Origin of the sequence: Nostoc sp. CALU 1950 (genome assembly GCF_051172895.1) — a bacterium.
Taxonomy (GTDB): Bacteria; Cyanobacteriota; Cyanobacteriia; order Cyanobacteriales; family Nostocaceae; genus Nostoc; species Nostoc edaphicum_A.
Genome location: NZ_JBDNJQ010000030.1, coordinates 15,402 through 41,148, shown reverse-complemented (window position 1 = coordinate 41,148; position 25,747 = coordinate 15,402). Strand labels below are relative to the sequence as shown.

At 43.0% G+C, this 25,747-nt stretch carries 21 protein-coding genes; 8 read left to right on the top strand and 13 right to left on the bottom strand.

The genetic code is table 11. The features are described from left to right. The 3 genes from ABF638_RS11185 to groL all read right to left on the bottom strand — a co-directional run bounded on the left by ABF638_RS11185 (position 1) and on the right by groL (position 3,892). Positions 1-696 (bottom strand): hypothetical protein, encoded by a 696-nt coding sequence (locus ABF638_RS11185; RefSeq protein WP_069068953.1) that lies wholly within the window; start codon positions 694-696, stop codon positions 1-3. Between the two features lie 64 nt (positions 697-760). After that, positions 761-1,903, bottom strand: a complete 1,143-nt coding sequence (corA, locus tag ABF638_RS11180; protein WP_435022803.1) for a magnesium/cobalt transporter CorA — start codon at positions 1,901-1,903, stop codon at positions 761-763. 315 nt (positions 1,904-2,218) lie between these two features. Continuing rightward, the gene (gene groL, locus ABF638_RS11175; RefSeq protein ID WP_435022802.1) at positions 2,219-3,892 is read right to left on the bottom strand and encodes a chaperonin GroEL; all 1,674 of its coding nucleotides are present in this window, start codon (positions 3,890-3,892) and stop codon (positions 2,219-2,221) included. Between the two features lie 158 nt (positions 3,893-4,050). On the opposite strand from groL, the gene ABF638_RS11170 reads away from it, so the two are divergent. Further along, positions 4,051-5,133, top strand: coding sequence for an MraY family glycosyltransferase (locus ABF638_RS11170; protein ID WP_435022801.1), 1,083 nt, complete (start codon positions 4,051-4,053; stop codon positions 5,131-5,133). 258 nt (positions 5,134-5,391) lie between these two features. Here the strand turns inward: ABF638_RS11170 and fabG are convergent, their stop codons facing one another. Next, entirely contained in the window at positions 5,392-6,138 is a 747-nt protein-coding gene (gene fabG / locus ABF638_RS11165; RefSeq protein ID WP_435022800.1) for a 3-oxoacyl-[acyl-carrier-protein] reductase, read from the bottom strand. 605 nt (positions 6,139-6,743) lie between these two features. Between fabG and trxA the strand changes: the two genes are divergently transcribed. Beyond that, positions 6,744-7,061, top strand: a complete 318-nt coding sequence (gene trxA / locus ABF638_RS11160; protein WP_181931637.1) for a thioredoxin — start codon at positions 6,744-6,746, stop codon at positions 7,059-7,061. A 518-nt stretch (positions 7,062-7,579) separates the two neighbouring features. Here trxA and ABF638_RS11155 read toward each other — a convergent pair. From ABF638_RS11155 to ABF638_RS11140, 4 genes are all read right to left on the bottom strand, one after another. Next, a complete protein-coding gene (locus ABF638_RS11155; RefSeq protein ID WP_435022819.1) occupies positions 7,580-8,092 on the bottom strand; it encodes a hypothetical protein in 513 nt (170 codons plus the stop codon). Positions 8,093-8,565: 473 nt separating this feature from the next. After that, positions 8,566-9,324 carry an isoprenyl transferase gene (locus ABF638_RS11150; RefSeq protein ID WP_435022799.1) on the bottom strand — a complete coding sequence of 253 codons (759 nt, stop codon included), beginning with the start codon at positions 9,322-9,324 and terminating at the stop codon, positions 8,566-8,568. A gap of 23 nt (positions 9,325-9,347) precedes the next feature. Next, on the bottom strand, positions 9,348-10,283 hold the full coding sequence (locus tag ABF638_RS11145; protein ID WP_435022798.1) for a ferritin-like domain-containing protein: 936 nt from the start codon (positions 10,281-10,283) through the stop codon (positions 9,348-9,350). Between the two features lie 521 nt (positions 10,284-10,804). Beyond that, positions 10,805-12,061, bottom strand: coding sequence for an alkaline phosphatase PhoX (locus tag ABF638_RS11140; protein ID WP_435022797.1), 1,257 nt, complete (start codon positions 12,059-12,061; stop codon positions 10,805-10,807). A 239-nt stretch (positions 12,062-12,300) separates the two neighbouring features. On the opposite strand from ABF638_RS11140, the gene ABF638_RS11135 reads away from it, so the two are divergent. The 5 genes from ABF638_RS11135 (at position 12,301) to ABF638_RS11115 (ending at position 16,490) form a co-directional block, all read left to right on the top strand. After that, complete coding sequence (locus ABF638_RS11135) at positions 12,301-12,699, top strand: hypothetical protein (protein ID WP_435022796.1); 399 nt, start codon at positions 12,301-12,303, stop codon at positions 12,697-12,699. Positions 12,700-12,785: 86 nt separating this feature from the next. After that, positions 12,786-13,214 (top strand): hypothetical protein, encoded by a 429-nt coding sequence (locus tag ABF638_RS11130; protein WP_181931648.1) that lies wholly within the window; start codon positions 12,786-12,788, stop codon positions 13,212-13,214. A gap of 86 nt (positions 13,215-13,300) precedes the next feature. Then, complete coding sequence (locus ABF638_RS11125; protein WP_322681652.1) at positions 13,301-13,564, top strand: CopG family transcriptional regulator; 264 nt, start codon at positions 13,301-13,303, stop codon at positions 13,562-13,564. Then, positions 13,551-13,976, top strand: a complete 426-nt coding sequence (locus ABF638_RS11120; RefSeq protein ID WP_435022795.1) for a type II toxin-antitoxin system VapC family toxin — start codon at positions 13,551-13,553, stop codon at positions 13,974-13,976. The genes ABF638_RS11125 and ABF638_RS11120 overlap by 14 nt, the downstream gene beginning before the upstream one ends. Positions 13,977-14,096: 120 nt before the next feature. Beyond that, complete coding sequence (locus tag ABF638_RS11115) at positions 14,097-16,490, top strand: tetratricopeptide repeat protein (protein WP_435022794.1); 2,394 nt, start codon at positions 14,097-14,099, stop codon at positions 16,488-16,490. A 24-nt stretch (positions 16,491-16,514) separates the two neighbouring features. Here ABF638_RS11115 and ABF638_RS11110 read toward each other — a convergent pair whose 3' ends face one another. The 5 genes from ABF638_RS11110 to ABF638_RS11090 all read right to left on the bottom strand — a co-directional run bounded on the left by ABF638_RS11110 (position 16,515) and on the right by ABF638_RS11090 (position 24,689). Continuing rightward, positions 16,515-17,870 (bottom strand): Rieske 2Fe-2S domain-containing protein, encoded by a 1,356-nt coding sequence (locus ABF638_RS11110; RefSeq protein WP_435022793.1) that lies wholly within the window; start codon positions 17,868-17,870, stop codon positions 16,515-16,517. Positions 17,871-18,895: 1,025 nt separating this feature from the next. After that, entirely contained in the window at positions 18,896-19,516 is a 621-nt protein-coding gene (locus ABF638_RS11105) for a HEAT repeat domain-containing protein (RefSeq protein ID WP_435022792.1), read from the bottom strand. A gap of 62 nt (positions 19,517-19,578) precedes the next feature. Beyond that, entirely contained in the window at positions 19,579-21,504 is a 1,926-nt protein-coding gene (locus ABF638_RS11100) for an eCIS core domain-containing protein (protein WP_435022791.1), read from the bottom strand. Between the two features lie 144 nt (positions 21,505-21,648). Next, positions 21,649-23,400: an eCIS core domain-containing protein gene (locus ABF638_RS11095; RefSeq protein ID WP_435022790.1), complete on the bottom strand. Its 1,752-nt coding sequence runs from the start codon at positions 23,398-23,400 to the stop codon at positions 21,649-21,651. A 122-nt stretch (positions 23,401-23,522) separates the two neighbouring features. After that, positions 23,523-24,689, bottom strand: coding sequence for a hypothetical protein (locus ABF638_RS11090; protein ID WP_435022789.1), 1,167 nt, complete (start codon positions 24,687-24,689; stop codon positions 23,523-23,525). A gap of 213 nt (positions 24,690-24,902) precedes the next feature. Between ABF638_RS11090 and ABF638_RS11085 the strand changes: the two genes are divergently transcribed. Then, positions 24,903-25,634 (top strand): Uma2 family endonuclease, encoded by a 732-nt coding sequence (locus tag ABF638_RS11085; RefSeq protein ID WP_435022788.1) that lies wholly within the window; start codon positions 24,903-24,905, stop codon positions 25,632-25,634. Positions 25,635-25,747: the final 113 nt, after the last annotated feature.

Here is a 25,747-nt window from a genome sequence, read left to right as displayed (position 1 = left end):
TTACTTTTTTTTATTCCAAGGTAGAGCGTAAGTCCAAGGTAGTTTCCTGACTGTGAAAGGACAATTGATAATACTAATGGGAGGAAAATCACGACCTGGGGCTAGACCTAAACGTACCTCAGATATCCTTAGTACTAGTTGCAGGGAAAAGTCCAACTCCTTTCTTCTATTGATAAAGTCGTTGTACAACTTTTTTTGCCCTTTTTGCAGCCCGTTAATATCAATTAGTGGTTTTTTGGCTGAATAGGTTCCAGCTTCTTTGTCGCGCTCGAAGACATCTTCTGCTGTCACCGTTTCAGAAAGTGTTTTTTTGGGAGCAATCAGGCTAGGACTTTGGGGTACTGCTAAGTCGCGGGTTAAGTCTGGTGATTTCCGAATCACACGCCGCGATTGTTTGCTATGTTCAACTACTAAAGAACTATTGTCCCAGTCAACGTATACGGCAACATTCTCAGATTTATTTTCTATGCTGATTCCTAAATCTTTCAAATCTTCAATTGCGTATGAGGGTTTAAGTTTAAAGGAAATTCCAATTTTGTCGTCGAGATTTTGTTCTTTGAGTTGCTCATCAACGATTCCTTTTTTAAACTCAAATTTAACTTGGTCATCAATGGATTCAACCATGCGGTTAAAAACGTATGAGACACCAATAATATAAATCGTCAAAACTACTAAATTCTGGTCGCTACTCCTCATAACTCAGAATCTTAACTCCCGGTGCTAATGAATGTATATTCGACTCCTTGCTCATCTCAAATCTTTAATTGCGCTTGATTGCTACAGAATTTTGCAGCCAGCCGCGTCGCCAAAAAAAGAATAGCAAACTAAGTGCGATCGCTACCATAACTGCCAAGCAAATTGGGTAGCCCCAATACCAATTCAATTCAGGCATATTATATGGCGATTTTTCAGTATTGAAATTCATACCATATATTCCGGCCACAAAAGTTAGAGGAATAAAGATTGTTGAAACTATCGTTAGCACCTTCATTATTTCATTCATTTTATTACTCACTGCCGAAAGGTACACATCCATTAATCCAGATGATAGTTCTCGATACGTTTCTACCATATCCATCACTTGCACTGTATGGTCATAACAATCTCGCAGATAGATTCGTACTTCTTCGCCAATTAGTTCACTACCATCTCGAATTAAGGAATTAATTGCATCTCGTTGGGGCCAGATAGCACGACGTAGTTGCAGTAATTCTCGCCTAATTTGATAAATATTTTGTAGTGTTTGTGGGGTTGGTTTGACTATTACCTCCTCTTCTAACTCTTCGATTCGCTCTCCATAAAGCTCCAGCACTGGGAAAAAGCCATCAATAATCGCATCTAACAGAGCGTAAGCTAAATAATCCGCTCCTTGTTTACGGATGATACCTTTATTTTTTTCAATTCGCGATCGCACTGCTTCAAAGCAATCATGTTCTGGTTCTTCTTGTACTGTCAACAAATAATTTTTCCCTAATATTAAACTCACTTGCTCACTATAAAAACCACATGTTTTCTCCTTTGGTACTACCATGCGGGCAATGAATAGCAATTGGTCTTCATAATCCTCGGTTTTGGGACGCTCTGGTACATTGACTACATCTTCTAAAACTAGAGGATGTAACTCAAAGACGTTACCCAATCGTTGTAATATGTCTTGACTACCTAAACCTTGTACGTCTACCCAAGAAATCGATTCTGCATCAAGATAGGGGAGACACTCCTCTGGAGTTGCTATTTGTTCACGGATGAAATTGGTTTGATTATAGTCAATTAAGAAAATTATCGGTAGCGGAGCATCTGCATCAATAATTATGGTTCCTGGTAAAGTTCCTGGTTGGTGATAGAATTCATCTTCGTATAGCTTGGTTACTATTTTGGGAAGGCGACGCAGTTTTCGTGCCATAAAATATTACCTAATAGTGATTAGTCATTTGTCATTTGTCATTTGTCATTTGTCATTTGTCATTTGTAAATAACAAAGTACATAAGGATAACTTACACGTAATCTTACAAAAATCAATATAAAGACTGTAATTTATAAATTACGCAATTATTTAGGTTGATAATTTAGTCATCAGTCAGATTTAAATCTGACAAATTACGAATTACGAATTACGAATTGGTATAACATATCGCCTCTGAATCAGCAATGCTACAAAAAACAGTTTGCCTGGGTAAGACAAACTGTTTAAAAAATATTTATCTGGGTGAGCAGAAGTTAGAACATACCCATGCCGCCCATGCCGCCCATGCCACCCATACCGCCCATGCCGCCCATACCGCCCATGTCAGGGGCAGGAGCAGCGGATTTCTTCTCTGGCTTTTCAACAACGATCGCTTCGGTGGTTAAGACCAAACCAGCAATTGAACCAGCATTTTGCAAAGCTGAACGCACGACTTTTGCAGGGTCGATAATACCAGCAGCAATCAAGTCTTCAAATTCGCCAGTAGCAGCGTTGTAGCCAATGTTGAATTCGCTATCCCGAACTTTCGAGACGATTACAGAACCTTCAGCACCGGCGTTGTCTGCTATTTGGCGCAAGGGGGCTTCTAGCGCTCGTTGTACAATATCAGCCCCAATTCTTTCTTCGTCATTTTGTAAGGTCTTTTTAATCGCTTCTACCGTCTTAGCTAAGTGAATTAGGGTCGTCCCACCACCAGGAACAATACCTTCTTCCACAGCAGCTTTAGTAGCGTTCAGTGCGTCTTCAATCCGCAGTTTGCGGTCTTTGAGTTCGGTTTCGGTTGCCGCACCCACTTTAATCACTGCCACGCCGCCAGCAAGCTTGGCGATGCGTTCTTGGAGTTTTTCTTGATCGTATTCAGAATCGGTTTCTTCCAACTGTCTACGAATTTGACCAATCCGCTTTTGTACTTCTGGCTTGGTGACACTGCCAGCTACAATGGTGGTGCTTTCTTTATCAATGGTAATTTTGCGGGCAGTTCCCAGCGCTTCTAAAGCAGCAGTATCTAGGCTCAAGCCGATTTCTTCAGAAATCAACTGTCCATCGGTGAGAATGGCAATATCTTCTAACAAAGCTTTGCGGCGATCGCCAAACCCAGGTGCTTTAATGGCAGCCACGGCTAGTACACCCCGCGCTTTGTTCACTACCAGAGTTGCCAAAGCATCACCTTCGACATCTTCTGCAATGATTAGCAAGGGCTGACCAGAACGGGCGACTTTTTCCAAAATTGGCACTAAATCTTGGATGCTGCTGATTTTTTTATCAGTAACCAAGATCCGAGCGTTTTCAAATTCCACAATTTGCCGCTCGTTGTTGGTGACGAAGTAGGGAGAAATGTAACCTCTGTCAATCTGCATCCCTTCAACTACTTCTAGTTCAGTTGTGAGGGATTTAGATTCTTCAACGGTAATGACACCATCTTTGGTGACTTTTTCCATTGCTTGGGCTAACATTTGGCCAACTTCTTCATCGTTACCAGCAGAGACAGTAGCAACTTGAGCGATCGCACTTCCTTCTACTGGCTTGGCTATCTTGGCAATTTCCAGTACCAGTGCCTCAATAGTTTTGTCGATCCCACGTCTTAAGCTAACTGGATTACTACCCGCCGCGACGTTCTTTAAACCTTCCCGAATCAAGGCTTGTGCTAAAACTGTGGCGGTGGTTGTACCATCCCCAGCGACATCTTTAGTTTTTGAGGCTACTTCTTGGATGAGTCTTGCACCAGTATTTTCCAAAGGATCTTCTAATTCAATTTCCTTGGCAACAGTGATACCATCGTTGACAATTTGAGGTGCGCCAAACTTTTTTTCTAAAAGGACATTGCGACCTTTGGGCCCCAATGTGATTTTTACGGCATCGGCAAGGGCGTTAACACCCCTTTCTAAAGCTCGCCGCGATTCCTCGTCAAATGCAATAATTTTTGCCATGTTTCATTTCTCCAGCGCTTCCATTAGACAATTTAGCACTCACAGCGCAAGAGTGCTAATCTCTCAAGCGGCTCAAGTTACAAATGGAAATAAAAAAAATTGATTAATATACAGGTGATGCTCATATTAGATACTGGCAGTAATGCTTGAATTGGGAGATGAATCTAGACAACTCCCTTAAGTCCCTCGGTATTGCCGACCCTAGCGGCACCGGCTGGTTGGCAGTAGTATTTACGTTCCTATTGGCTTGGCTTGTAACTTGGCGTTTAATTCCGACAGTAAGAAAATTTGCCTTGCGGGTAGGTTGGGCTGACCAACCCAACGCACGGCGACTCAATCGAGAACCTTTACCCAATGCAGGGGGGCTAGCTATCTACGCGGGTGTGATCGCCGCGCTGGTATTAGCTAGCCTTTTACGACCGATCGAACTCCAAAACGTATTGGCTCAGGTGCTCACTATTCTGTTGGGGGGTTCGATATTAGTTCTTGTGGGCTTTATCGATGATCAGTTCGGCTTACCGCCCTCTGTTCGATTGTGGGCGCAAATTGTCACGGCACTGTTGCTAGTAGCTAATGGCATCAGTGTTCAAGTGATGTTTGGCACTCCCATCGACTCTCTCTTGTCCATGTCACTGACAGTACTATGGGTAGTAGGGATTACCAACGCCATTAACTTAATGGATGGTATGGATGGCTTGGCGGGGGGAATCAGCTTTATTACCGCCATGAGTTTGTTGGGGGTTGCAGCCCAATTTAACAACCGTGCAGCGGCAATCTTGGTACTCGCAGCCTTGGGAGGTGCTGCACTGGGCTTTTTGCGCCATAATTTCCATCCGTCACGAATTATTATGGGTGATGCCGGAGCATACTTTTTTGGCTATGTGCTGGCAGCAACTAGTATTTTAGGAAAACTGCAACAAAACACAGTTTATGCACTAATTCCTACGGTTTTATTTCTGTTGTTACCAGTGCTAGACACCACTCAAGTATTTGTGCGGCGGCTACTAGCAGGAAATAACCCTCTCAGTACTCCTGGCAAAGACCATTTGCACCACCGCTTACTCGCTTGGGGACTTTCCCAGCGCAATGCTGCGTTCACGCTTTGGTCAATTACCTTAGTTTTCAACTTGCTGGCGATGAGAATACAAGGCATGAGTTTGGCTGTGATACTGACTACCGCCAGTAGCATTATCCTTCTTTTGGGCTTTACTGTCTGGCAAAGGATACGCCAACAGCCTTAGTTGCTTGTAGGGTGGGCATTAGAATGCTAGCCCTACTATGGTTTATTCTCTGTATGGAAGCGATGTCTAGGACTGGCTATTTGGTGATGCACAATTGTGTCTTGACTGAATTTTAGATTTTAAATTTTGGATTTTAGATTGAAAATTTAATTGCCGTTAGTCCGCGCAGGGGCATTTTGCTTGTGTCGTTGCGACTGAAGTCGCCTGATAAGATTGGTGCGTTATACCGAAGGCTAACGCACCTACGAAAATTACTATTTAGGCCATTACCATGCCGCCATCGACATTAAAAACTTGTCCCGTAACGTAAGCAGCAGCAGGGTCGGCAGCGAGGAAGCGCACCATCCCAGCGACTTCTTCGGGCTGACCGAAACGACCGAGTGGAATGTATTTCAGAATATCTTCGGGGTTGTTGAGATCGCTGGTCATGTCGGTGGTGATGAATCCAGGGGCGACGGCGTTAACGGTGATACCGCGTGTAGCTAGTTCTTTAGCAACGCTTTTGGTGAAACCAATTACACCTGCTTTGGCGGCGCTGTAGTTGGACTGACCTGGGTTGCCCATTTGCCCCGCAACGGAGGTAATGTTGATAATCCGCCCCGATCGCTGCTTCAGCATAATTTTACTGGCGGCGCGTGTACAAAAGAAAACACCAGTTAAATTAAGGTCTATCACAGCTTGCCAATCTTCTGGCTTCAAACGCAAAAGCAGTGTGTCACGAGTAATACCCGCGTTGTTGACCAAAATATCCACACGACTGAACTTTTCCATGACGGCGTTAACTAGTGCGTCTACTTGCTCGATTTTAGAAACGTCTGCTTGGATAGCGATCGCTTGACCTCCGGCTGCTGTAATTTCTGTAACAACCGCCTCAGCCGCAGCACTAGAATTGGCATAATTGACAACTGCGATCGCTCCTTGTGCAGCTAATTCAATTGCGATCGCTCGGCCAATTCCTCGTGATGCACCTGTGATAATTGCGACTTTATCTTGTAATAGTGTCATTTAATGTTCCTCAATCTTAGAAATACCGCGCTAATTATCTTATGGTGATTTCGGGAACATCTGAATATTGTCTGGATAAAATCTAACTCTTGCGGGATGACAATCTTGCTGGCATGATGCAAATTAGATATCTAAATAGATAAAGTTCTACGTCGTTTTTAGCTAGATATATATAACTTAATTTAGACAAATTAACGTTTTACTATAATTAAATATCTTATGAGTTATTTTTTGTTAATGGATGAATAACTTGAAGCAATATATTGTTGATTTATTTATAGCTGCGTCACCGAATAGCCCGTTGTAGTCATCACTTAATTGGAATAGACTAGGAACTATAGCAGCTACACTGTTGTAGACATCACTCTCGTGAACGCCTCTATAATTAGTTGGTTAGTCAGAATAGGTTTAAATACATATCTAATGGATATGCATAAAATAAAATAGTATACGTGTTTTATTATAATTATTTAAGGTTTTTGGCTGGCAAATCAGTCTATATTAACTAATCTAATCTTTTCCCAACAAAACCCATAATCCTATACCTATTTTATTTTCTAAGAATTACTATTGAAACAAACAATTGAAAATCGGCGTGTGTCACAATGGCAACTAAAAAAGAATTTAACAGTTTTGATGATATGCTGTCCGCTTCTGATGTGCCTGTATTAGTAGATTTTTACGCTGACTGGTGTGGTCCCTGTCAGATGATGGTGCCAATTTTAGAGCAAGTCAATGCCCAACTTAAAGATCGCCTACGAATTGTCAAAATCGACACAGAAAAATACACAGATTTGGCTACTGAGTATAAAATTGCCTCTCTCCCAACCCTGGTACTGTTTAAGCAAGGTAAGCCTGTGGATCGGATAGAGGGAGTGATGCAAGCACCACAGTTGGTGCAATATCTACAAACAAAGATTTAAGCTAACACTTAGAATTTTGATTTTGGTTCTTAGAGGCGCGAAATATCGCGTCTCTTTCAGTAGATAGTAATTGTGCACCTTAATCAAATTACTGCTTGATTGAACTTCTAGCCGATAAAACCTTAAGTAAACATTAAGCATATTTACTTATACGTCTAGAGAAAGTAGTTTAGAAGTTGAGAAGGATATATTGTGTAGATATAACAAAATATCTTGACAAGTAAAGCAATATATGAATACTAAACAGCAAAGACCTGACACAACCTATATTTGGGTGAGCATTGATTTTGATAAGGTTAAACATAGAATAGACGCGGTAACTTGCCAGATTGAGCGGGTTATAGAAAAGCACCAACTTTCAAATCAAACTGGTAAATCAGGCAAAAGAAATAATTAGGTTATCTGTAGAGCGATGTCTACGATGAGCTACACCTAAGTACTTTATTTTTAGTGTAGTGATCCAGTTTTGCACAGCAGATTTTAGTCCACAATTACTCTGATTGAGATATTTTAAGAATTCAATCCCACCAATAGCAAACAACAACCGCATCACAATCCTGGTGAACATCCTCACCCAATAGCGCTCCTTCCAATCTAGTTCTCAGTCGGCGCTTAAGCCGCAAACCGTAGTCTTCATTCGTGCCATCACTTACCTCTACAGAGTCAGCTCGCCACTTTTTGCCCAAATCTAAAAGCTCAGACACTTTTGTATCTTGGTTCTCTGTCAGAATGTATAGCGTATCGGCAGGATAAGCAATGAAATGGATAATGCTGGTTTCAGGCATAGGTCGATAGTTTGCCATCGCAAGCAGGGTATCGACCATACCACCAAAGCTTAAACCGTTTTCATCTGGTGCAAAAATTGGTTTTGTAAACAGAAAGCTTGCCCATAAATTTCTGTGGTTGGAAAGGTCGGTAATCACTTCTTCGCCATCAAACTCATTGAACCGACGCTGCCAAACCAAGGCAGCAAAGAGTTCTTGAGGAGAATAGGATGTCGCAATCGATTGGATTTTGCCTAAATCAAGCATCACATTCACGGTAAGTAATATTTTTAACAAAACATTTGTAACTACCCTTGCAGTTTATTTACCCAGTCCCTGCTATTCTTATAGTTACTTCGGTCTGTCATAGCAGATAGATTATCCTCGATAATGTTTTTATTTGTTAGCGCTCATATACCAATCGTGGTAATGTGGGTGCTTTTACTTTATAAGAAGAATTCAGAACTCAGAAGTCAGAATGGGCTAAACCTTAGCTATCCGCTAACAGAATTGAATTGGAGTCCGACTGGGTAATGAATATTGGTTTAAAACCTTGCCCGCAAGTGGCGCGAAAAAAATTAAAATATTCTCGCCTTAAAACTCATCCCTTTATGGGTAGAGTATTCAGAATTCTGTTAGCGCAGCGGGGCGTAGCCCATTCTGAATTATGACTCCTGTTTTATCGCTCATGGCAAAAACTGTCTGGGTTAGTTTTGAGGCGATGTCTGGTGGTTGGTACACTAAGCTGACAGTGAAGCTTTAACTTGACCAAAACGGCGATCGCGACTTTGATAGCTCAACAAAGCCTGATAAAATGCTTCTCTATTAAAATCTGGCCAAAAGATATCGGTGAAATACATCTCTGTATACGCCATTTGCCATAAGAGAAAATTACTCAATCGCATCTCACCACTGGTACGAATCAGCAAATCGGGTTCTGGAGTGTCTGCGGTGTAGAGGTGTTGTTCTACAAGACTTTCATTCACTTCTTGGGCACTGAGTTCGCCCTGTTCCACGAGTTGAGCTACTTGACGACAAACTCTGGTAATTTCGTTGCGGCTACCGTAATTGACTGCAACAGTAAAGTGGATTGCTTGATTGTTCAACGTCTCTGTCATTGAACGTTCCATTTCTGTCTGTAGAGACTTGGGTAAAGCCGATAAATCTCCAATAAATGAGATTCGTACTCCTTCACGATGCATCTGAGCCAACTCGCGGCGTAGTAATCGCTCAAACAAATGCATCAGAAAATTCACTTCTTCAACGGGACGCTGCCAATTTTCTGTTGAGAAAGCATAGGCTGTCAACGCTTTGATTCCCCAATCTTTGCAGCAACGCAATAATTCTTTGAGTGTTTTTGCTCCTTGGCGATGTCCAGCGATGCGCGGTAATCCTCGACTGGTTGCCCATCGTCCGTTACCATCCATGATCACGGCGATATGTTGGGGTATTTTTTGGGGGTTTAAATCGCTGGGTAATTTTGATTTGTCATTTGTCATTTGTCATTTGTCCTTTGTTTTGACTAATTAGTTTCAAATAAATTTTGTAAGTATTCTGGTGTGAGGGTGTTGTTCCAACTCCACAGGCGATGCATTGTATAGGTGAAGGTGAAGAGGAGAGTTGTTTTGTTGGTTAAAGACCAAGCATTCCAGTTAAGGGTAGCCATCATGCGGCGGAGAGTACGAGTGAGGTTGTTACGCTGATAGTTTTGCGATCGCGTTTGGATGAGCGTGCGTCCAATTCGCATCAACCCAGTATCAGGAAAAGCCCAGACTCCAAACCCCCAGAATTTGGTCATGTGGTTGATTTCATCCTGTGCTAGTTCTTCTAAAACATCCTGGAGTGCGCCAGTGGTGTGAGCCATCAACCAAATATAAAGACAGGTAGCACCGTATTCTGTAGCAATGCGGTGTAAGCCGTGGCGATATAAGTCTTCGTGAGCGTCATCTGTGGGAAGATAGCTTCTAACAGTCCGAAGTTTTGGGGTAATTTTCTCGCCTGTTAATTGGGTGTAGATTTTGATTAATGCAGGTGTGTGCTGGCGTTCTTCCTTTTCCCACAAACCAAGTTCTAGCAGTTCGCCATCTTCACCGACAGTTCCACCAACAAACCGAGCCATTTGAGGATGCAATTTTTCCAAATACTGGCGACTGGTTTGGGTATAGCCACGAATTGGGGCTTCTGTGTCCATTGCACCTATCAATATAGATAGAAATACCTCTGCGTCTAAGCCGATAATTTGATTGCGGTTAATTGTTTGCCAATCAATGGGTTTCCAGGGACGCGGTTGAGGATTGGCAAACTGTATCGGTAAATCTTGCAGATGGTCATGTAGTTTTTCGACTGCAATATATTTGTCTATGAGTGAGCGAATGCGGCGCTGTGTTTGCAAGTAATAAGGGCTGGGATAGCTTTGACCTGCTAAGTCTTCTGTGATTGGGCTGAGGGCATTAAGCATATTTTTATACTTAAATTTTTATCTCTATGCCCAATAGCCTAAGCGATCGCACTTTGTTTTGTCAGTCGGCTGAAGTCGGCAGTTTTATGTGATGCAGTTGCAAAAGTCGGGGGAAAAGTTGCTTATAGAAAATTTCGGTTTCAAACCTCGCCCTTCTAGGACGACTTTACAAAGCTTAGAAGAGAGAAATGCAGAGAATGTAGCGAAATTGTTAGAACAAGGGTAGATAAAAGTTGAGTAACAAGCTTTTCACTTCAATAACAATTCTTTGAAATCCCCTCTCGGCACTGATATAGCGATTCTTAGTTACGGGAGGTACAGATAATATTTTGAAACGCAAAGGGACGCAAAGTAAAGCGCAGAGGTACGCAGAGATTTGTACCTCAGCAGACTAGGAAACGCTATAAGGCGTTCTGATCCCGAATCACTCGATAAACTCTTTTTCTCGATTTGAAGTCACGATAAGAGCCTAGCCAGGGCGATCGCTCTCTCCCCTAACTAGGCTGAAATAGGAGGTAGCGTTACCAGGGCCCCCAGATAGCAAAGGTTATTCCTGGACTCTGTACGTTGACAAACATGGTCTGACCATCGGGGGAGAAACAGACACCGGCGAACTCTGATGTGTTGAGGGCGTTCTTGGCAAACTTATAAAGACTGCCACTGGGAGTAATGCCCAGAATGTAATCCGTTCCATCCCCATCTTCACAGAGGAAGATGTCCCGGTTGGGGAAAACCACAAGATTGTCTGGATTGTCTAGCACACCAGAATTGTTGGGTTCAATATACAGCTCAACAGTATTATTAGCGGGCGAATAACGCCAAATCTGACCATTTCCAGAACTACTACCACTTTTGCAAGTGAAGTAGACATAACCACTGCCATAAAAGATGCCTTCCCCACCTGAAAACCTGGCGGCACCGCTGTTATACCCTGCTGTTCTGACAGTATCAGATGTGGGATCAGGATTGCTAATCTGTACCCAGTTCACTGCCCTAGGCGTATTTTTTGGGAAACCCGTAGCTGTGTTAATTCCAGACGACCCTATAATCCTTAAAGCGTATAGCGTGCCGCCAGCACTCAGGTTGTTGCTTTGGTTGGGAATGAAGCGGTAGAAAAGCCCATTACTCCGGTCTTCTGTCATGTAGATATACCCTGTGTTGGGGTCTACAGCAGCAGCCTCGTGATTAAAACGCCCCATAGCGGTTAGTGGGACGGGGGTGACAAAAGTATTTGCACTACTGGGAACTTCAAACACATAACCATGCTTCTTGCCGTTATTGGTTTCAAAAGTTTCCTCGCAGGTTAACCATGACCCTGAAGGCGTAGGGCCACCGGCACAGTTGCGAATAGTTCCCGCTAGAACACCCCGATGTTCTACCAGGTTACGGGAAGAATTAACAACCAATTTAGTACAACCGCCTCTTGCATTTGAGTTGTACTTGCTGCCATTGGGAGCGCCCACACCATTCCCAGAAGTACCGAGTTCATGATTGCGAATTAGAATCGTATTGCCATTAGACCCGGCAAAAGCACCCATACCATCGTGACCACCCGGCACTAAGTAACCATCATTCATCGTTTGGCCTGTTTCGGACAGTCTGCGGTAAGTGAATCCAGGTGGCAAATCTAATACTCCGTTGGGGTCAGTCACTAAATTGCCGTAGGGGCCCGCAGCGATCGCAGGTTTAGCATAAAATGCTTGCAAAGGAGATAGAAGGACAGCACCTGTAGCAGATGCCCCTGCCAGGGTAAAAAACTGACGTCTCGATAAATTCAATGTATACTCCCTGATGTTCTGGATGAGGCTTAATTTGTTGCAAATATCTAGCCTCAATTATCTAGGAATAGTAAGTTTTTCAAATTAATAAGAGGTTAAAAAAAGATTATTCAAGGCATTGAAGTAATACAAATTTATAAACTTATCTCTTTCATGTTTTTTCTTCGGCAAATGATTATTCGTATGTAATAAGTTAAGTCCCACTTCTATCGTTACAATTATGTAAAATTCATACAAAAATGACAAAGCTACAAATTGGCTCTCCATCAGAAACAATAATAGACGCTCACAAATACTGGAACGCCACTGGTATTTTTCTAGAAATAGGAGCAAGTTATAAGTTTGAAGTACAAGGGGAACAGTTTTGGTATGATGCCAAGATTAGAAGTGATGCAGATGGGTATACAAAACCGTGGCTACGTTGGGCTGAGATGTTCCGAAGAAAACCAAACGAAAACTGGTTTTCCCTAATTGGGAATATTGGCCAGTCTGGTGAACAAGAGTTCTTAATTGGGAAGAAATTGGAGAAATATAAAGCTTCTTCAAGTGGGGAGTTGTTTTGTTATGCCAATGATGTTCCAATAATGTATTTTAACAATCATGGAACTTTAATTTTGACTATTAGAAGATTGAGCTAATTGAAGAAGAATTTAGGTGCGATTCGTTGTGTGGCAAAATCTCGGTAATCAGCCCGTAAATAACCCATTCCATAACGAAAAGGCTTATGGTTAATAGCAAATATCCAGATGAGAGTAAGTGGATGTTCGTAAGACAGGATAATAACGCACCTGACGGTGAAAAGCAAGATTGCTACTATGGCACCTTAGAAGATTGTTTATGGCGTATGCGTGTATGTATAGCTGATCAGCTTAATGACGAAGCCATGCGAGAACTAGGTTATACATTTGATGAAGTCAGTAGAGCAGAAATATGGTTTGAGGAGCAAAAAGATTTTTGGGCGAATACAGAGGATACTTCAAAAACGAGGCAATATGTAGCTGCAATGACAGAAAAGGCTGAACGAATTTTAGACTCTCTTCAAGCTAGAGTAAACGAGAAACTACAAAGGATCAAAACCCAGTGTCTAACAGCAGGAATTGTTAGTACTACAAATTGGTTTATTAAATATAACGGTAATGACAATGAGGGGTAGATGGTGCTGATGTTACCTAATGAGTTTTATTCTAGACGATTCGACGCGGACGATATACTTTAGGTAAACGTTCTAAGTTAGTGGCGATGAAGAATTTTGATATTCAGCTAGATGAAGAATATGCTCAAAAGCTTGCCTATATCCAACAGGAGGCTGACCAAGATACAGTAGAGGCAATTAAATCTTCGATTGAACTGCGCTATCAACAACTTCAGCAACAAAAAACAGATCCCTTAGCTAAACTCAAGCAAAGTAAATTTATCGGCTGTTTCAAAGGAGAAACTGACTTAGCTGCTAATTCCGAAGCTATTGTGCGATCGCTAATGCAAGAAAAGTATGATCGTCGCTGATACTGGCTTTTTCGTGGCACTTGGGAACCAAAACGATCAATACCATCAATTAGCACTACAAGTTTTAAATGCTCTCAATGAACCACTAGTCACTACTTACCCTGTAATTACCGAAACTTGTTACCTTCTTCTTGCTAGAGGAGATGGTAACAATGCTCAATGTAGTTTTTTGATAGAGGTTGCACAGGAAGCATTTGAGGTGTTCGACTTACGAAGTCGCCATGTTACACGTATGGTTGAACTTATGGAAAAATATGCAGATTTGCCAATGGATATGGCAGATGCTTCTCTGGTTGTCCTAGCAGAACATCTGGGACATGGCCGAATTTTGACGCTTGATCAACGAGACTTTAATACCTACCGTTGGAATAACAGCAATCGTTTCAAGAACTTGCTGCTGAATTTTGAATAAAGTTTGCAAAAGTCGGGAAAAAAGTCGGATTTACAGAATCTTATCCGAAAACTCCAGCAGCATAACTGTAAAGTGATTTATAGTTGTCCCTAAAATCTGAACTCCCCTCGTCGTTACACAATGGACGCTGAAGCAGCATTAGCATGGTTAGACGCCACAATTCCCCCACAGACTGGGGAACGGTTGAGCGATTTGCAAAAAGTGATTCTTGTGCAAGTTTGGTTGGGTAGAAAATACTTGGATATCGCTCATTCTTACGGTTGTACGGAAGGACACGCCAAGGATGCTGGTTCTCAGTTATGGAAGCTGCTTTCTAAAGTATTGCGAGAAAAGATAACCAAAAGTAATTGTCGCGCTACTTTGGAGCGAGTTCTGAGAAAAACTACTGCGATATCATCCAGTCTGATTGATTACTCGCGATCGCCACACCCCACCCCAAAATTAGAGGATACCAATTTTATTGGACGAACAGCAGCGATCGCTCACCTGAATACTTTGGTAAATCAAGGGTCAAAAGTCATTGTTATCCAAGGTGAGGGAGGCTTAGGAAAAACTACTCTAGCGCAGCAATATCTCCATCAAGAATTTGACTTGGTTTTGGAACTGCTGATGGCGAAGGAAACTCAAAATATCACCCCCGCCGAACGAGTAGTAGAGGAATGGCTCAAACAAGACTTTGATCAAGAACCTGGGGTAGAATTTGGGGTTACATTGGGAAGACTCAAGCGCCAACTCCACAATCGGCGCATTGGGGTGTTAATTGACAATCTCGAACCTGCATTAGATCAACAAGGTAAGTTAATTGCTTCTCACCGCAACTATGTAGAACTATTGCGGGTGTTGGCTGATGCCAGGGTGCAATCTGTTACTCTAATTACTAGCCGCGATCGCCTTTGTGAACCTGGGCTAAATGTGAATCACTATCGGCTTCCCGGCTTGGATCAAAGTGCATGGCAACAGTTTTTTAGCAACCGTGGGTTAGTCATCAACTTGCCAACCTTGCAAATCATGCATCGCACTTATGGCGGTAATGCGAAAGCAATGGGAATTCTCTGCGGTTCAATTCAGGAGGATTTCGACGGTGATATGGTTCTTTATTGGCAAGAAAATCATGCCGATCCTTTAGCAGCAACCGACTTAAAAAATTTAGCGGTTAGTCAAATCAATCGTCTGCAAGCCCTTGACCCCCAAGCATATCGCCTACTTTGCCGTTTGGGATGTTATCGTTACCAAGATATACCGACTATCTCATCACAAGGTTTATTTTGTTTACTTTGGGATGTCCCACCTGATCAACATCGCCAAATCATCGCCTCCTTGAGAAATCGGTCTTTGGTGGAGTGTGATAAAGGTGAATACTGGCTGCATCCAGTGATTCGGAAAGAAGCGATCGCACGTTTACGCCCCAGCGATGAATGGGAAATTGCCAACCACAAAGCCGCAGAATTTTGGACAGTTAGTGTTAAACAAATTGAAACCTTTAAAGATGCTTTGCAAGCTTTAGAAGCATATTATCACTACATCGAAATTAGCCAATTTGCGTTGGCAGGAAAGGTCATTTTAAAAAGTCGAAATAATCAATGGCAACAGTTTTTGCCTCTTGGCAGTACGTTGTATCGCATGGGTTTAATTCAACCGATACTTGTGGCAATTAGTCAAGTTGTTAAAAATCTGGAGAATGACCAAAATCTCAGCGAAATTTATAATATATTGGGTGATTTATATTGGATAACTGGTAAGATTAGTCAAGCGATCGCCTGTCAAGAAAAGACTATTAATCTGGCAACACAAGCACTCAAATCACTTATACCTCAGCCAGAAAATAAACATAAAGTTTACTATCTGAGAATGCTAGAAGTAGATTCTTTATTAAGTATTGGTCTTTACAAAATAGATTTGTGGGAACTAGAGGCAGCCGCGAAGTTATTTCAACAAGTAATTTACCTTGCTCAAAATACCGAACATCATCGCTGGGCAGAGAAAGCTTCAGTCTGTTTAGCTTTGGTGTATTCTTATTTAGGTTTACGTGATGCCTCATATCAATTAGCAGATGTAGCTTATCAAAATATTACGAATGTAAGATTGGTGGAACAGACTGGAAGATTTGTCTATTTCATGCAAATTTTGGGTCAAACCTACGTCAATTTAGGAGACTTTTCCCAGGCTAATCAAATATTCCACCAAGCCTTGACCTTTGCTGAAGAAAGTCACTATATGCAGGTAAAAGCCAAAACACTCAATGGTTTAGCAGAAATCCATCGGCAACAAACAGATTTTGCATTAGCACTTGCTAATCATACAGAAGCAATCGAACTTTTGGATAAAATAGGTGCAAAATGTGACCTAGCAGAAGCTTATTTTCAATTAGGTTTAACTAATCAAAAGATGGCCAAGCCTGATGAAAGTCAAATGAATTTTAATAGAGCAATTCAGCTATTTACTGAAATCAAAGCACCGAAACAAGTTGAAAAAATTTTCAACTTGCGGTGCTCAAATTTTTGTCACAGTAATTGAGTGACGTAGTGCAATACCAATTTATTAATGGCGACTGTAGGAATCCTCAAATTGGGTTTTGAGTCTCTGAGCCATAACTGCCAAACTAATTAATGCTACAGCAGCAGACACTGCTGCTATTTTTATTCCAGAAGCATCTGTAAGTATTGCTATAGCCGCGAAAGCGATCGCAACTCCCACGCAGCTTTGTTGTAATCGTTTGGTTAACTTATAAGCTTGGCTACAGGAATTACAGATAAGTGTGTGTTGCGAAAATCGGTCTAAGGGTTTTAAATGTTTACTATCTTCGCTACTATCAATATTTTTTGCGGTAGAATAACCTTGATAAAAAGGCAAAGACGAGCCGTATTTATCTAACCACTTGCGATATGCAACTACTAATACGTCTGATGTTTTGAGCGGTAAATACAATTCTTGTAAATTTTTTCCTAACCGCTCAATTTGTCCCTTTTGTTCAACAACTATTGGCATATCACCTTCCAATACTTTGTTGCGGATCATTATATGATCTACCCAAGGAGGCATTAACTTCGTCTTAAAATCAAAAAAGTTACTATAATTTCTGACGAGAACCCGACATCTATTTTTACCGAGGGGAATTGAATACAAAGCAGATCCCCAAAACTTGCTTTCATGTCCATTGCCAATTCTGTAAAGAACTAAACTGGGAGCAACAAAATCTAATAAATGCCAAGGCTGATTGGGGGTTTTTGTCTTTCGATACCTTCCACGAATTCCTTGATGGGAACTCTCAAGGACTTCCATCTCTAGTGGTTGAGCTTCAGTGCGATCGCTAAATATGCCCTCATGACTAATAGGAATATGCGCTGGGTCAATAACGTTTTCAATAAAATAGCTTTGGTCATAAGGTAAGTCTCGCATGTAATCTAAGTTAAAACATCCCGATTTATCCAAATCTGGTACAGTTGGTATTAACTCATCAACAGCTGTTTCAACTTCTCCAGCCCAAATCCAAATCATTCCTTGACGTTCTATAACTTTAAAGGATGAGACACAAGCACTAACAGGAATTTTCGCCTCTTTTGCTAACTGGGGAATATGCAAACATTGACCATCTTGGCCAAATTGCCAACCATGATATAAGCACTCTATTCTACCGTCAATAATTTGTCCATCAGATAGTCTAGCTGCACGGTGTGGACAACAATCGGTTAAACAAGTAATCTCTCCATCTATATTTTTAAATAAAACAAATGGTTCATCGTATAGTGAAAAGCTATAAGGGCGATTTATAGGCAAGTCTTGCAGAAAACATACAGGATACCAACATTTTCTCCAATTAAATTCTGACTGAGATTCAAGAGTCTCAAAAGCAGAATTTATTGGTGTTACCTGTATTTGTTTTGTTTCTAATGTCATAGTTTTCTCCAGAGTTATATTAGTCTATGTCCTCAGAAAGAATTATCTCAATTTTGTAGCGGTGGCTGCATTTGTTCGTAATCTAAGTTTTCTCTACTAAACTTTTCTAAGATTAACAGTACAAATTAACCATCACTATATTTAGTAGTGAGGTGTTTATACTTAATTTTCTGCAATTCCAGCAGTTTTCTTTTACATGAAGTACAAAGTTATGGTTTTTGAGGCAGGAAGCAGGAACTAGAAACTATTTGTGTCTTATTTTGAGTCCGGCATTTTGTACTTGATTTACTTGAAAACTGCTGTAACTTACTGAAGAGTATCTCAAATGCTTCTTCTACATTCAATTTTTTAGGAATATTTACAACCCACCTTCGGCGTCAAGAAAGGTGAATTTGCTTACAAAAAATTAAATAACGTGAGTTCGATGAACCTCTCCCTCCCAGCCTCCCTCTGGGAAACGGAAAGGGAGGAGCAACGAAAAATTCAGCTTTTTGCTCCCCTCTCCGACACGGAGAGGGGTTGGGGGAGAGGTCAAATAAGACTTGTCGAACTCACGTTATTTAATACGCTTTTTAAAATGGACGAGTCAGTAGGATCGTTCCCCTACTATTGAATATCTATAGTCGAATGGCACTAAGTTAAGACACAGCCTTTGCCCTATCTGGTTCCTAGTCTCCAGACTGGGAACCGATCCTGAGAGGCTCCGCCTCTAGTGGCTTGACCGAATGGCACTAAGAAAAGGGAAAATCGTTGAGGTAGCAGGGGAGCAAAGGAGCAGGGGAGAAAGAAGAAATTTTAGGCATTGCGTTCAGATATTTAGAAATTCCCCTCTGCCCCCCTGCTCCCCTGCCCCTCTGCAATCCCTACGCCGCTTACCTTTCAGCTTAACTTAGTGCCATTCTGGCTTGACCAGAGGTAGCAGCCCCTAGGAATACATTCCCAGCCTACAGGCTGGGAACGAGGCAACACAAAACTTTGGGCTTATCTTAGTGCCACAGTCTATGTCTTAGTATGATTGCCTACAGCTATAGTAATTCTTTGCTCAACCATTCCTCCCATTGTTGAGCAGCTTTGTCGCGTTCTGCCTGTGGCCCTACGGGATCATAACTTCCTAAACTCTGCCATAACTGATTCCAGTCTTGCCCTTGGGGTAATTTACTCACCACAGCTTTAACAATCAAAAAAGCTCGTTCACGAGTCAAATCATTAGGTGCTTTTAGCAAAGGAACAACCAAAGGCAAAACTTCTTTCCCCCCCCGCATTAAAGGATACATCGAAGCTGTGTAGGGATTGTGCAGGATGTCAGGGTAATCGTCAAGGGTGGCAACCAAAGCGGCCAATGAACGTTTATCCCCTAATTGGTGTAGGGCAGTGGCAGCACGGGCACGCACTTCTCCATTAGTGTCATGGGTGGCTTGGAACAAAGCATCGGCACTGGCGGGGTCGGCAATTTCGCTCAGTCCTTCAGCGGCAAGCCGACGGGTACGGGGGTTGGAATTAGTCAAGGCTTCCAACAAAACAGGGGTAGCTTGTTTGCCTAAACGGATCAATTCACCCAGAGCTAAACCGCTAGTGTCTTGATCTGTGGAGTAGAGCCGTGCTTTGATCTGCTCCATAGGTGTGGCGGTAGCGTCTTGATTATTCATATACAAATTTCCTCCAACTACCAGTATCAAAAACGTTATGAATATTCCTGCCGTTCTCCAAATCACGGTGTCGCTCCTCCTCCCCCGGCTGGTGCTGGTGCTGCTGCTGGCACATGCCTAAAGTTCAAAACGACCCGGCGATTACCCCGACGATTCGCTTCTGTATCTTGGTTAGTAGTGGCATCAGGGGTAAAGTCTTCGGTTGCTCCAGAGCCGATAGTTACAGCACTAATCTGAGCTTCAGCTACACCCTTAGCACGCAGGGCTGCCCCGACTGCTTCGGCTCTGCGTAAAGACAGATCCAGGTTGTGCTGCGACGCACCACCGCGCCTGTCGGCGAAACCTTCAGGAGTAACATTTACATCAGGGAACCGCTGTAGATAATCCAAGAATGTATCGATTTTGCCTGTTTCGCTGGAACTGAGTTGGTCGCTGTCGAAATCAAAGTAAAAAATTACTGGTTCATGCACGTAGAAATCCCGGTGCTTCTCCAGAGCCGCATCAAAAGTTGCAGATTGCCCTTCCTGTGCTGACGCTTGATCATTCTCAACTTTACCGGCACGAATCTGGAAGCCCCAATGAAGCGCACCGTAAGTTGTCATGGTGTCTTCTCCCTTAGCCACCGTCTGAAAGTCGAAGTTGAACTCACCAGCCCCTCCAGGGGCGTCGGTTAGCTCTGCTGCTTTGATATCGCTGGGATCATCGGAGCGTTTGTAACCGATAGTAGCTCCGCTTGCACCACTGGAAGAAGGTCGCGAAAGTCCAGGGGTTGCAGGATTGGGTTGGGCTGGGTCATTACCAAAGGGATACTGAGCAGGTAAAGCACTTCCGGCTGGGGCATTGGTTCCTGTACCACCGTGGGCAGGTGCATCATTGTGCAGTACATCAGTGAAATATCCGCCCTCAACTCCTGTGGTGGCATCAGCGGTGGTGCGTAGACTAGCACCACGAGCCGCAGGTAAAGATTGAGGTTCGACATTTGTGCCTGTAGCATTTGTCAAACGCACAATCTGAATCAGTCCAATCTGGTTAGAGTAGGGAGCAGTGGTTTTGGGTTTGAAACGAATAGTAATAGGTAGACTTGCGCCGTTTGGTGTGGCATTTACTTCAAAAGTACCGTGAGTCAGGTCGTATGTAGGGTTAATTGCCCGTTGAATTAATTTTCTCTGGGCTGCACCTGTCTGCTGTACTACATGAGTCAGTTCATGGGCAGTTAATGCATCATTCCCTGGTGACTTACCTGCACCAAAAAAAATGTTTTGCTTGTGCGTAAACGCCTGGGCATTCAAATCCCGATTCATTTGCACTGCTTCATTGCCTGTATGTACCCGCACTTGACTAAAATCAGTGCCAAAGCGGGGTTCCATAAAGGAACGTACTGTATGTGGTAAAGGACTTCCTCCACTTTCACTGCTGTTTAGCCGAGTTTCAAAATTGTCCCCAGTCTGGAAGCTGCCATTTGTAGCGAGTTGTAGCGATCGCTTTGTTTGCAATTCTTCTTCCTCTTCTGGCATTGCTTCCCTTTGCACTAGGGGAGTTATAGCAGCTGCTAAAGGCTTGGTTTGCACTTCCTGTTGAGTCTGTGTATCCGGCAAATCTATGGATTGAGGTTTAGCCATTCGCATGATTTGATCGGCGACTTGATCGGCTTCCTGCTCATAATAGTCGTCTGGCGCACCAACTGTAAGTTTTGCCTGGGGACGATGCAAGGATATGCGACTAATGTCGTGATTAAGGGGCTGTTGTTTGATGGCTTGTGGTTCCAATAATTGCTCATCAACAGACTGCACCTCTTGAAGGTCAATTGATGCTTCAGTTAGTCTTTGGATTGAAGGATTATTTGTTTGTAAACCAAAGCCACGTGTTGGAGAAGCTAGTGTAGGAATAGTTGAGGAGGCAAGGGCGGGATTTGTAAAAGTTGATGTGGCTGATTTTTGGCGCCCAAGCGTGTGTAGACTCCCAGTGGCTTGTCGTCCGACATCGCTCATTTCACCTTCCCTCCATCAATATTCTTAGTAACAGACATTATATAATTTGTCTAGTTGCAATCGCTATCGACTTAAGTGTAAAGGATCACACCTATCCCTGGAGTGTAGATTGCGATCAAGTTCCAGAAAATTTATCTGCGATCGCTAAAAGTAGGAATTATCATCTGGTTCACCTCTCCATCTTGGACTAGCAAATGTAGGTTTTCCATCGGGTTGAATATACAGAGGAAAATCTCCTTGTGTCGTATTTCCATCCCAATTCCAGTCAGTAGAGTAAGTGTGTTCTCCATGTCCATAGTTGCCTGCATGGTCAATTGTCGGGCCGCTACCTGTCAAATTGATGGATAGTGAATCACCATAGCCAATTGACATTGAAGAACCCCGGCGCATACTTCCACCTCGGAATTGTCTCACATCCATCTCTTGTCCCCGGCTCGGCGGATCTAAGTTCGGGATTTGAGCCGCATCACTACTTAATTGCAGAGTTTCCTTAATAAAAGTTCCTCTAAGATTACTAAACTCAACCGATCCAACAGTACCGATTGAATCTGCGGTGTGATCTCCACTGTCTGACCAGATATACTCTACGTTGGTTAGTGTTTTTTGGTTTGTATTGAGTAGTGTTTCAACCTGCAACTGAACTTCTGCCTTCACAGCTTCCAAAATAGCTAAATCCAAAGTGCCACCAGATTGATTAGGTGAATCGGGAGCAGATGGTGCTGGAGTTGTTGGGGTTGGCGCTGGAGTTGCTGGGGTTGGTGTTGGTGTTACTGGGGTTGGCGCTGGCGTTGGGGCTGTTCCCTGAGTCGGTGGAGCTAAGGGTACATCAGGATGTTGTCGTTTCCAGTGACTCACGTAGGCATTAATCAGACGATACTGAGTAATCAACTGTAGCTTTTGTTTGTCTACAGGTGACATATATCCATTATCTAGTTGAACGCTTTGGACACCGCTTTGTCCAGGAGCAAGTGCACCTCCTACTTGGGCTGCGGCTTGAAGACCTTGAATTGTTGCTGCTGTTACTGTTGCTGCTGCTGCTGCTGATTCAGTTGCAAGAGTACCACCCCAAGCAGTTATTGCACCAATCATTGGTAGAGCATTTTGCACAATTGGCTTTTGCTGGACTGTGCTGCTTACAGTTCCGTCTATTTTCTGGGTTTGAATTGACTGCTTGCTGTCCATCTCAGAGCTAGCTGCCGCCTGATTACCTAGCATATCAGCTTCTGCTTCCAAAGCCTGGTCTTGCACAACGATGGAATTCCCTTTTCCAGGTAGTTGTGGTATGTTCACTCGCCCTTGTCGCTGTTGCACTACATGGGTTAATTCATGTCCAATTAGGGCTTGACCAGACTGGCTTTCCGGGTCGTATTTGCCCTGAGCAAAATGTAAATTATTACCAGATGCGAAAGCTTGAGATCCTAACTTTTCGGCTTGACCGTCTGTATGAACTTTTACATCCGATAAATCTGCACTAAATGCCGTTTGCATCTTTGCCAGGAAAGGCTCTGGAAGATTTTGTCCACCACTAGGAGACACAACATCGACTCCGTATGAGGCATTTTTGATACCACTTCCCTGGATGACTGCATTTTCTGATCTATTTACTACGCCTTTGTTTAAGGCTTTTTGTGGACGCAATGACATGCGACTAATGTCATGACTCAGGGGCGATTGTTTGATGGCTTCTGGTTTTACTAGTTGCTCATCAAGAGAATGCGCCTCTTGAAGGTCTGGTGATGCCTCTGTTACTCTTTGTAGACCAAAGCCGCGTATCGGGTTCGCCAGTGTCGGAATACTTGGTGAGGCAAGGGATGGATTCAGAAAAGTGGATGTATCTGCTTTCTCACGCCCAAGGTTACGTGGATGCAAAGCGGCTTGTCTTTGGACATTGCTCATCTCAATTTTCCTCCATATACCGCTAAGACATAGGATACAATTTGTCTGCATCAAATCCTTATGGACTTTAGTATAAATTATCCTATTTCACACCTGAATCTAACTTCTCAAAAATCCTTGATTCATCGCTGACCAGGAACACCAGGTTCCGGTTGAGGTGGGCCACCGATCGCAGTAGGAGAAGACGCACCAAAACCTAAGCTGGGAGGTAACAATCGTCCGACATCTATATGCATTCCTAACATCAGGTTGTCGCCACCTGTATTAATTTCTAAGCGCAACCAGTTCAATCCAGGTACGGGTAACGTCCGTCCATTGAGTTGATCGAGTGCAAACCGTCGAGCGGTTGGATCGGAAAGAACGCCTGCTAGCGCTCCAACTCCAATTAAGGCTGTAGTGCTAACGACACCAATCTGCCCTCCTGTGCTTAAGCGTCGCCAGTCTTGCTGGATGCGATCGCTTGCTTGTGTTTGCAACGAAGTCAAAGCACCATCGATCGCAGGAACAGCCATAATCGCTTGTACCAAATCCCCTGCGGTTGCAGTTCGGGAAGTGTCTGGCCCCGCACCCGCAGGTACGGTTGGAGAAGCCGCAGGTAGTGTTGGGGCGGCAAATGGGTTGGGTGTGCTAGGACTACCAGCCTCCGGAGTAGGTAAGACTCCTAAATTTATCTGATTTAGGAAAGGTCGAATTGTTGCCGGATTCAACTGCTGCTGGACATGCTGCATGATCATTGCTTGCAACTGGGGATCGAGTTGCAAATGCATATCCATACCCAGTTTATAACGTGAGGTAGGGTCGGGAGGTTGCAGTAATGAAGGGGGAGTAAGTTGGTAGTTGGGAACAGGTGGTAAACTGGTGCTTTCGTCTCGTTGGATTACCGAAACATTTCCTTCCTCACAAGGAACACTTTGGCGCTGCAAAATTTCTGGGATAATTTCTCCTCCCCGACTAGCTACCCAATTCGTTTCCGACTGATAAGTATTTCCTAGTTGACGTTTTGCCTGGGGATGAAACAGCGATATTCTACTAATGTCATGACTAAGGGGCTTTTCTGAAATAGCTTCTGGTTCCAATGATTGCTCACCAGCAGACTGCACTTCATGAAAGTCCTTTGATACTTCAGTTGCAGTTTGGATTGGGAAATTATTTGTGATGCCAAAACCGCGTGTTGGATTTGCCAGCGTTAGAGATGTTGGTGAGAGAAGCGATGGATTTGAAAAAGTGGATGTACCTGCTTTCTTGGGCCCAAATATGCGTAGGCGTAGCCCGTCGTTGACATCGCTCATCTCACATCCTCAAGCACATTTTTGGATCAAATTATACAGTTTGTTTCGTGGCGATCGCTATCTACTTAAGTAGAAATTATTCTTTGGTAGCAGTGGCTCTGTGTGAGCAAGACTTATAATCATAGAAAGATAGGATGAAAAACTGGGGCGATCGCTTTTGCAGGTGAATGAATTGGGTTAAGTTAGATTTATCTTGTCAAAATAGAAATTATTATGTCTTCTGCTCAAGATTTAGGAATAATTTTAGAAGACACACCAGAAGATGTTATATTTCCTCCTGGTGATTTATACAGTGATGAACCACCTTTGGAAACAGAACTTCACTTGCGGCAAATACTGCTGTTGATTCAGTGTTTGGAATGGTTGTGGCAGGAGCGTCAAGATTTTTACGCTTGCGGTAACATGACGATTTATTACAGTCCGCGTCAACGCAAGTCTGAGCACTTTAGAGGCCCCGACTTCTTTGTAGTTTTAAATACCCAACGCAAAATACGCAAAAGCTGGGTAGTTTGGGAAGAAGATGGCAAATACCCAAATGTGATTGTAGAGATTCTTTCTGACAAAACAGCTGCTACTGATAGAGGGTTGAAAAAGGAAATCTATCAAGATATTTGGCGGACTCCTGATTATTTTTGGTTTGACCCGGTAAGTTTAGAATTTAAAGGATTTCATTTATTAGATGGTCGTTATCAAGAACTGCAAACAAATGAAGCAGGTTGGTTATGGAGTCAGCAATTGCAGTTATATTTGGGAGTTTATGAATCAAAGTTGCGCTTTTTCACTCCCGATGGACAACTGATGCCCACGCCAGAAGAAGTAGCACGCCAAGAACAGCAACAGCGTCAACAAGCCGAACAGCAACGCGAACAAGCCGAGCAGCAACTTGCCCAAATGGAGTCCATGCTTGCTCGCTATCGGGAAAGATTTGGTGAATTACCAGAGTAATACTATTTTAGATTTTGGATTTTAGATTTTGGATTTGGAATTGCCTTGGTGCGTCTGGCTTGGTGTGAATCCATCTGTCGCAATCATTTTTCAAATTGGTATAAGGTCAAAAT

Bases quoted from the DNA above. Each gene is read 5' to 3' on its own strand.
- ABF638_RS11095 (WP_435022790.1), bottom strand. From the start codon at position 23,400: ATGAGCAATGTCCAAAGACAAGCCGCTTTGCATCCACGTAACCTTGGG.
- ABF638_RS11170 (WP_435022801.1), top strand. From the start codon at position 4,051: ATGAATCTAGACAACTCCCTTAAGTCCCTCGGTATTGCCGACCCTAGC.
- trxA (WP_181931637.1), top strand. From the start codon at position 6,744: ATGGCAACTAAAAAAGAATTTAACAGTTTTGATGATATGCTGTCCGCT.
- ABF638_RS11135 (WP_435022796.1), top strand. From the start codon at position 12,301: ATGACAAAGCTACAAATTGGCTCTCCATCAGAAACAATAATAGACGCT.
- ABF638_RS11085 (WP_435022788.1), top strand. From the start codon at position 24,903: ATGTCTTCTGCTCAAGATTTAGGAATAATTTTAGAAGACACACCAGAA.
- ABF638_RS11110 (WP_435022793.1), bottom strand. From the start codon at position 17,870: ATGACATTAGAAACAAAACAAATACAGGTAACACCAATAAATTCTGCT.
- ABF638_RS11125 (WP_322681652.1), top strand. From the start codon at position 13,301: ATGAAGAATTTTGATATTCAGCTAGATGAAGAATATGCTCAAAAGCTT.
- ABF638_RS11155 (WP_435022819.1), bottom strand. From the start codon at position 8,092: ATGCTTGATTTAGGCAAAATCCAATCGATTGCGACATCCTATTCTCCT.
- fabG (WP_435022800.1), bottom strand. From the start codon at position 6,138: ATGACACTATTACAAGATAAAGTCGCAATTATCACAGGTGCATCACGA.
- ABF638_RS11090 (WP_435022789.1), bottom strand. From the start codon at position 24,689: ATGAGCGATGTCAACGACGGGCTACGCCTACGCATATTTGGGCCCAAG.
- groL (WP_435022802.1), bottom strand. From the start codon at position 3,892: ATGGCAAAAATTATTGCATTTGACGAGGAATCGCGGCGAGCTTTAGAA.
- corA (WP_435022803.1), bottom strand. From the start codon at position 1,903: ATGGCACGAAAACTGCGTCGCCTTCCCAAAATAGTAACCAAGCTATAC.
- ABF638_RS11105 (WP_435022792.1), bottom strand. From the start codon at position 19,516: ATGAATAATCAAGACGCTACCGCCACACCTATGGAGCAGATCAAAGCA.
- ABF638_RS11185 (WP_069068953.1), bottom strand. From the start codon at position 696: ATGAGGAGTAGCGACCAGAATTTAGTAGTTTTGACGATTTATATTATT.
- ABF638_RS11120 (WP_435022795.1), top strand. From the start codon at position 13,551: ATGATCGTCGCTGATACTGGCTTTTTCGTGGCACTTGGGAACCAAAAC.
- ABF638_RS11100 (WP_435022791.1), bottom strand. From the start codon at position 21,504: ATGAGCGATGTCGGACGACAAGCCACTGGGAGTCTACACACGCTTGGG.
- ABF638_RS11115 (WP_435022794.1), top strand. From the start codon at position 14,097: ATGGACGCTGAAGCAGCATTAGCATGGTTAGACGCCACAATTCCCCCA.
- ABF638_RS11150 (WP_435022799.1), bottom strand. From the start codon at position 9,324: ATGACAAATGACAAATCAAAATTACCCAGCGATTTAAACCCCCAAAAA.
- ABF638_RS11145 (WP_435022798.1), bottom strand. From the start codon at position 10,283: ATGCTTAATGCCCTCAGCCCAATCACAGAAGACTTAGCAGGTCAAAGC.
- ABF638_RS11130 (WP_181931648.1), top strand. From the start codon at position 12,786: ATGGTTAATAGCAAATATCCAGATGAGAGTAAGTGGATGTTCGTAAGA.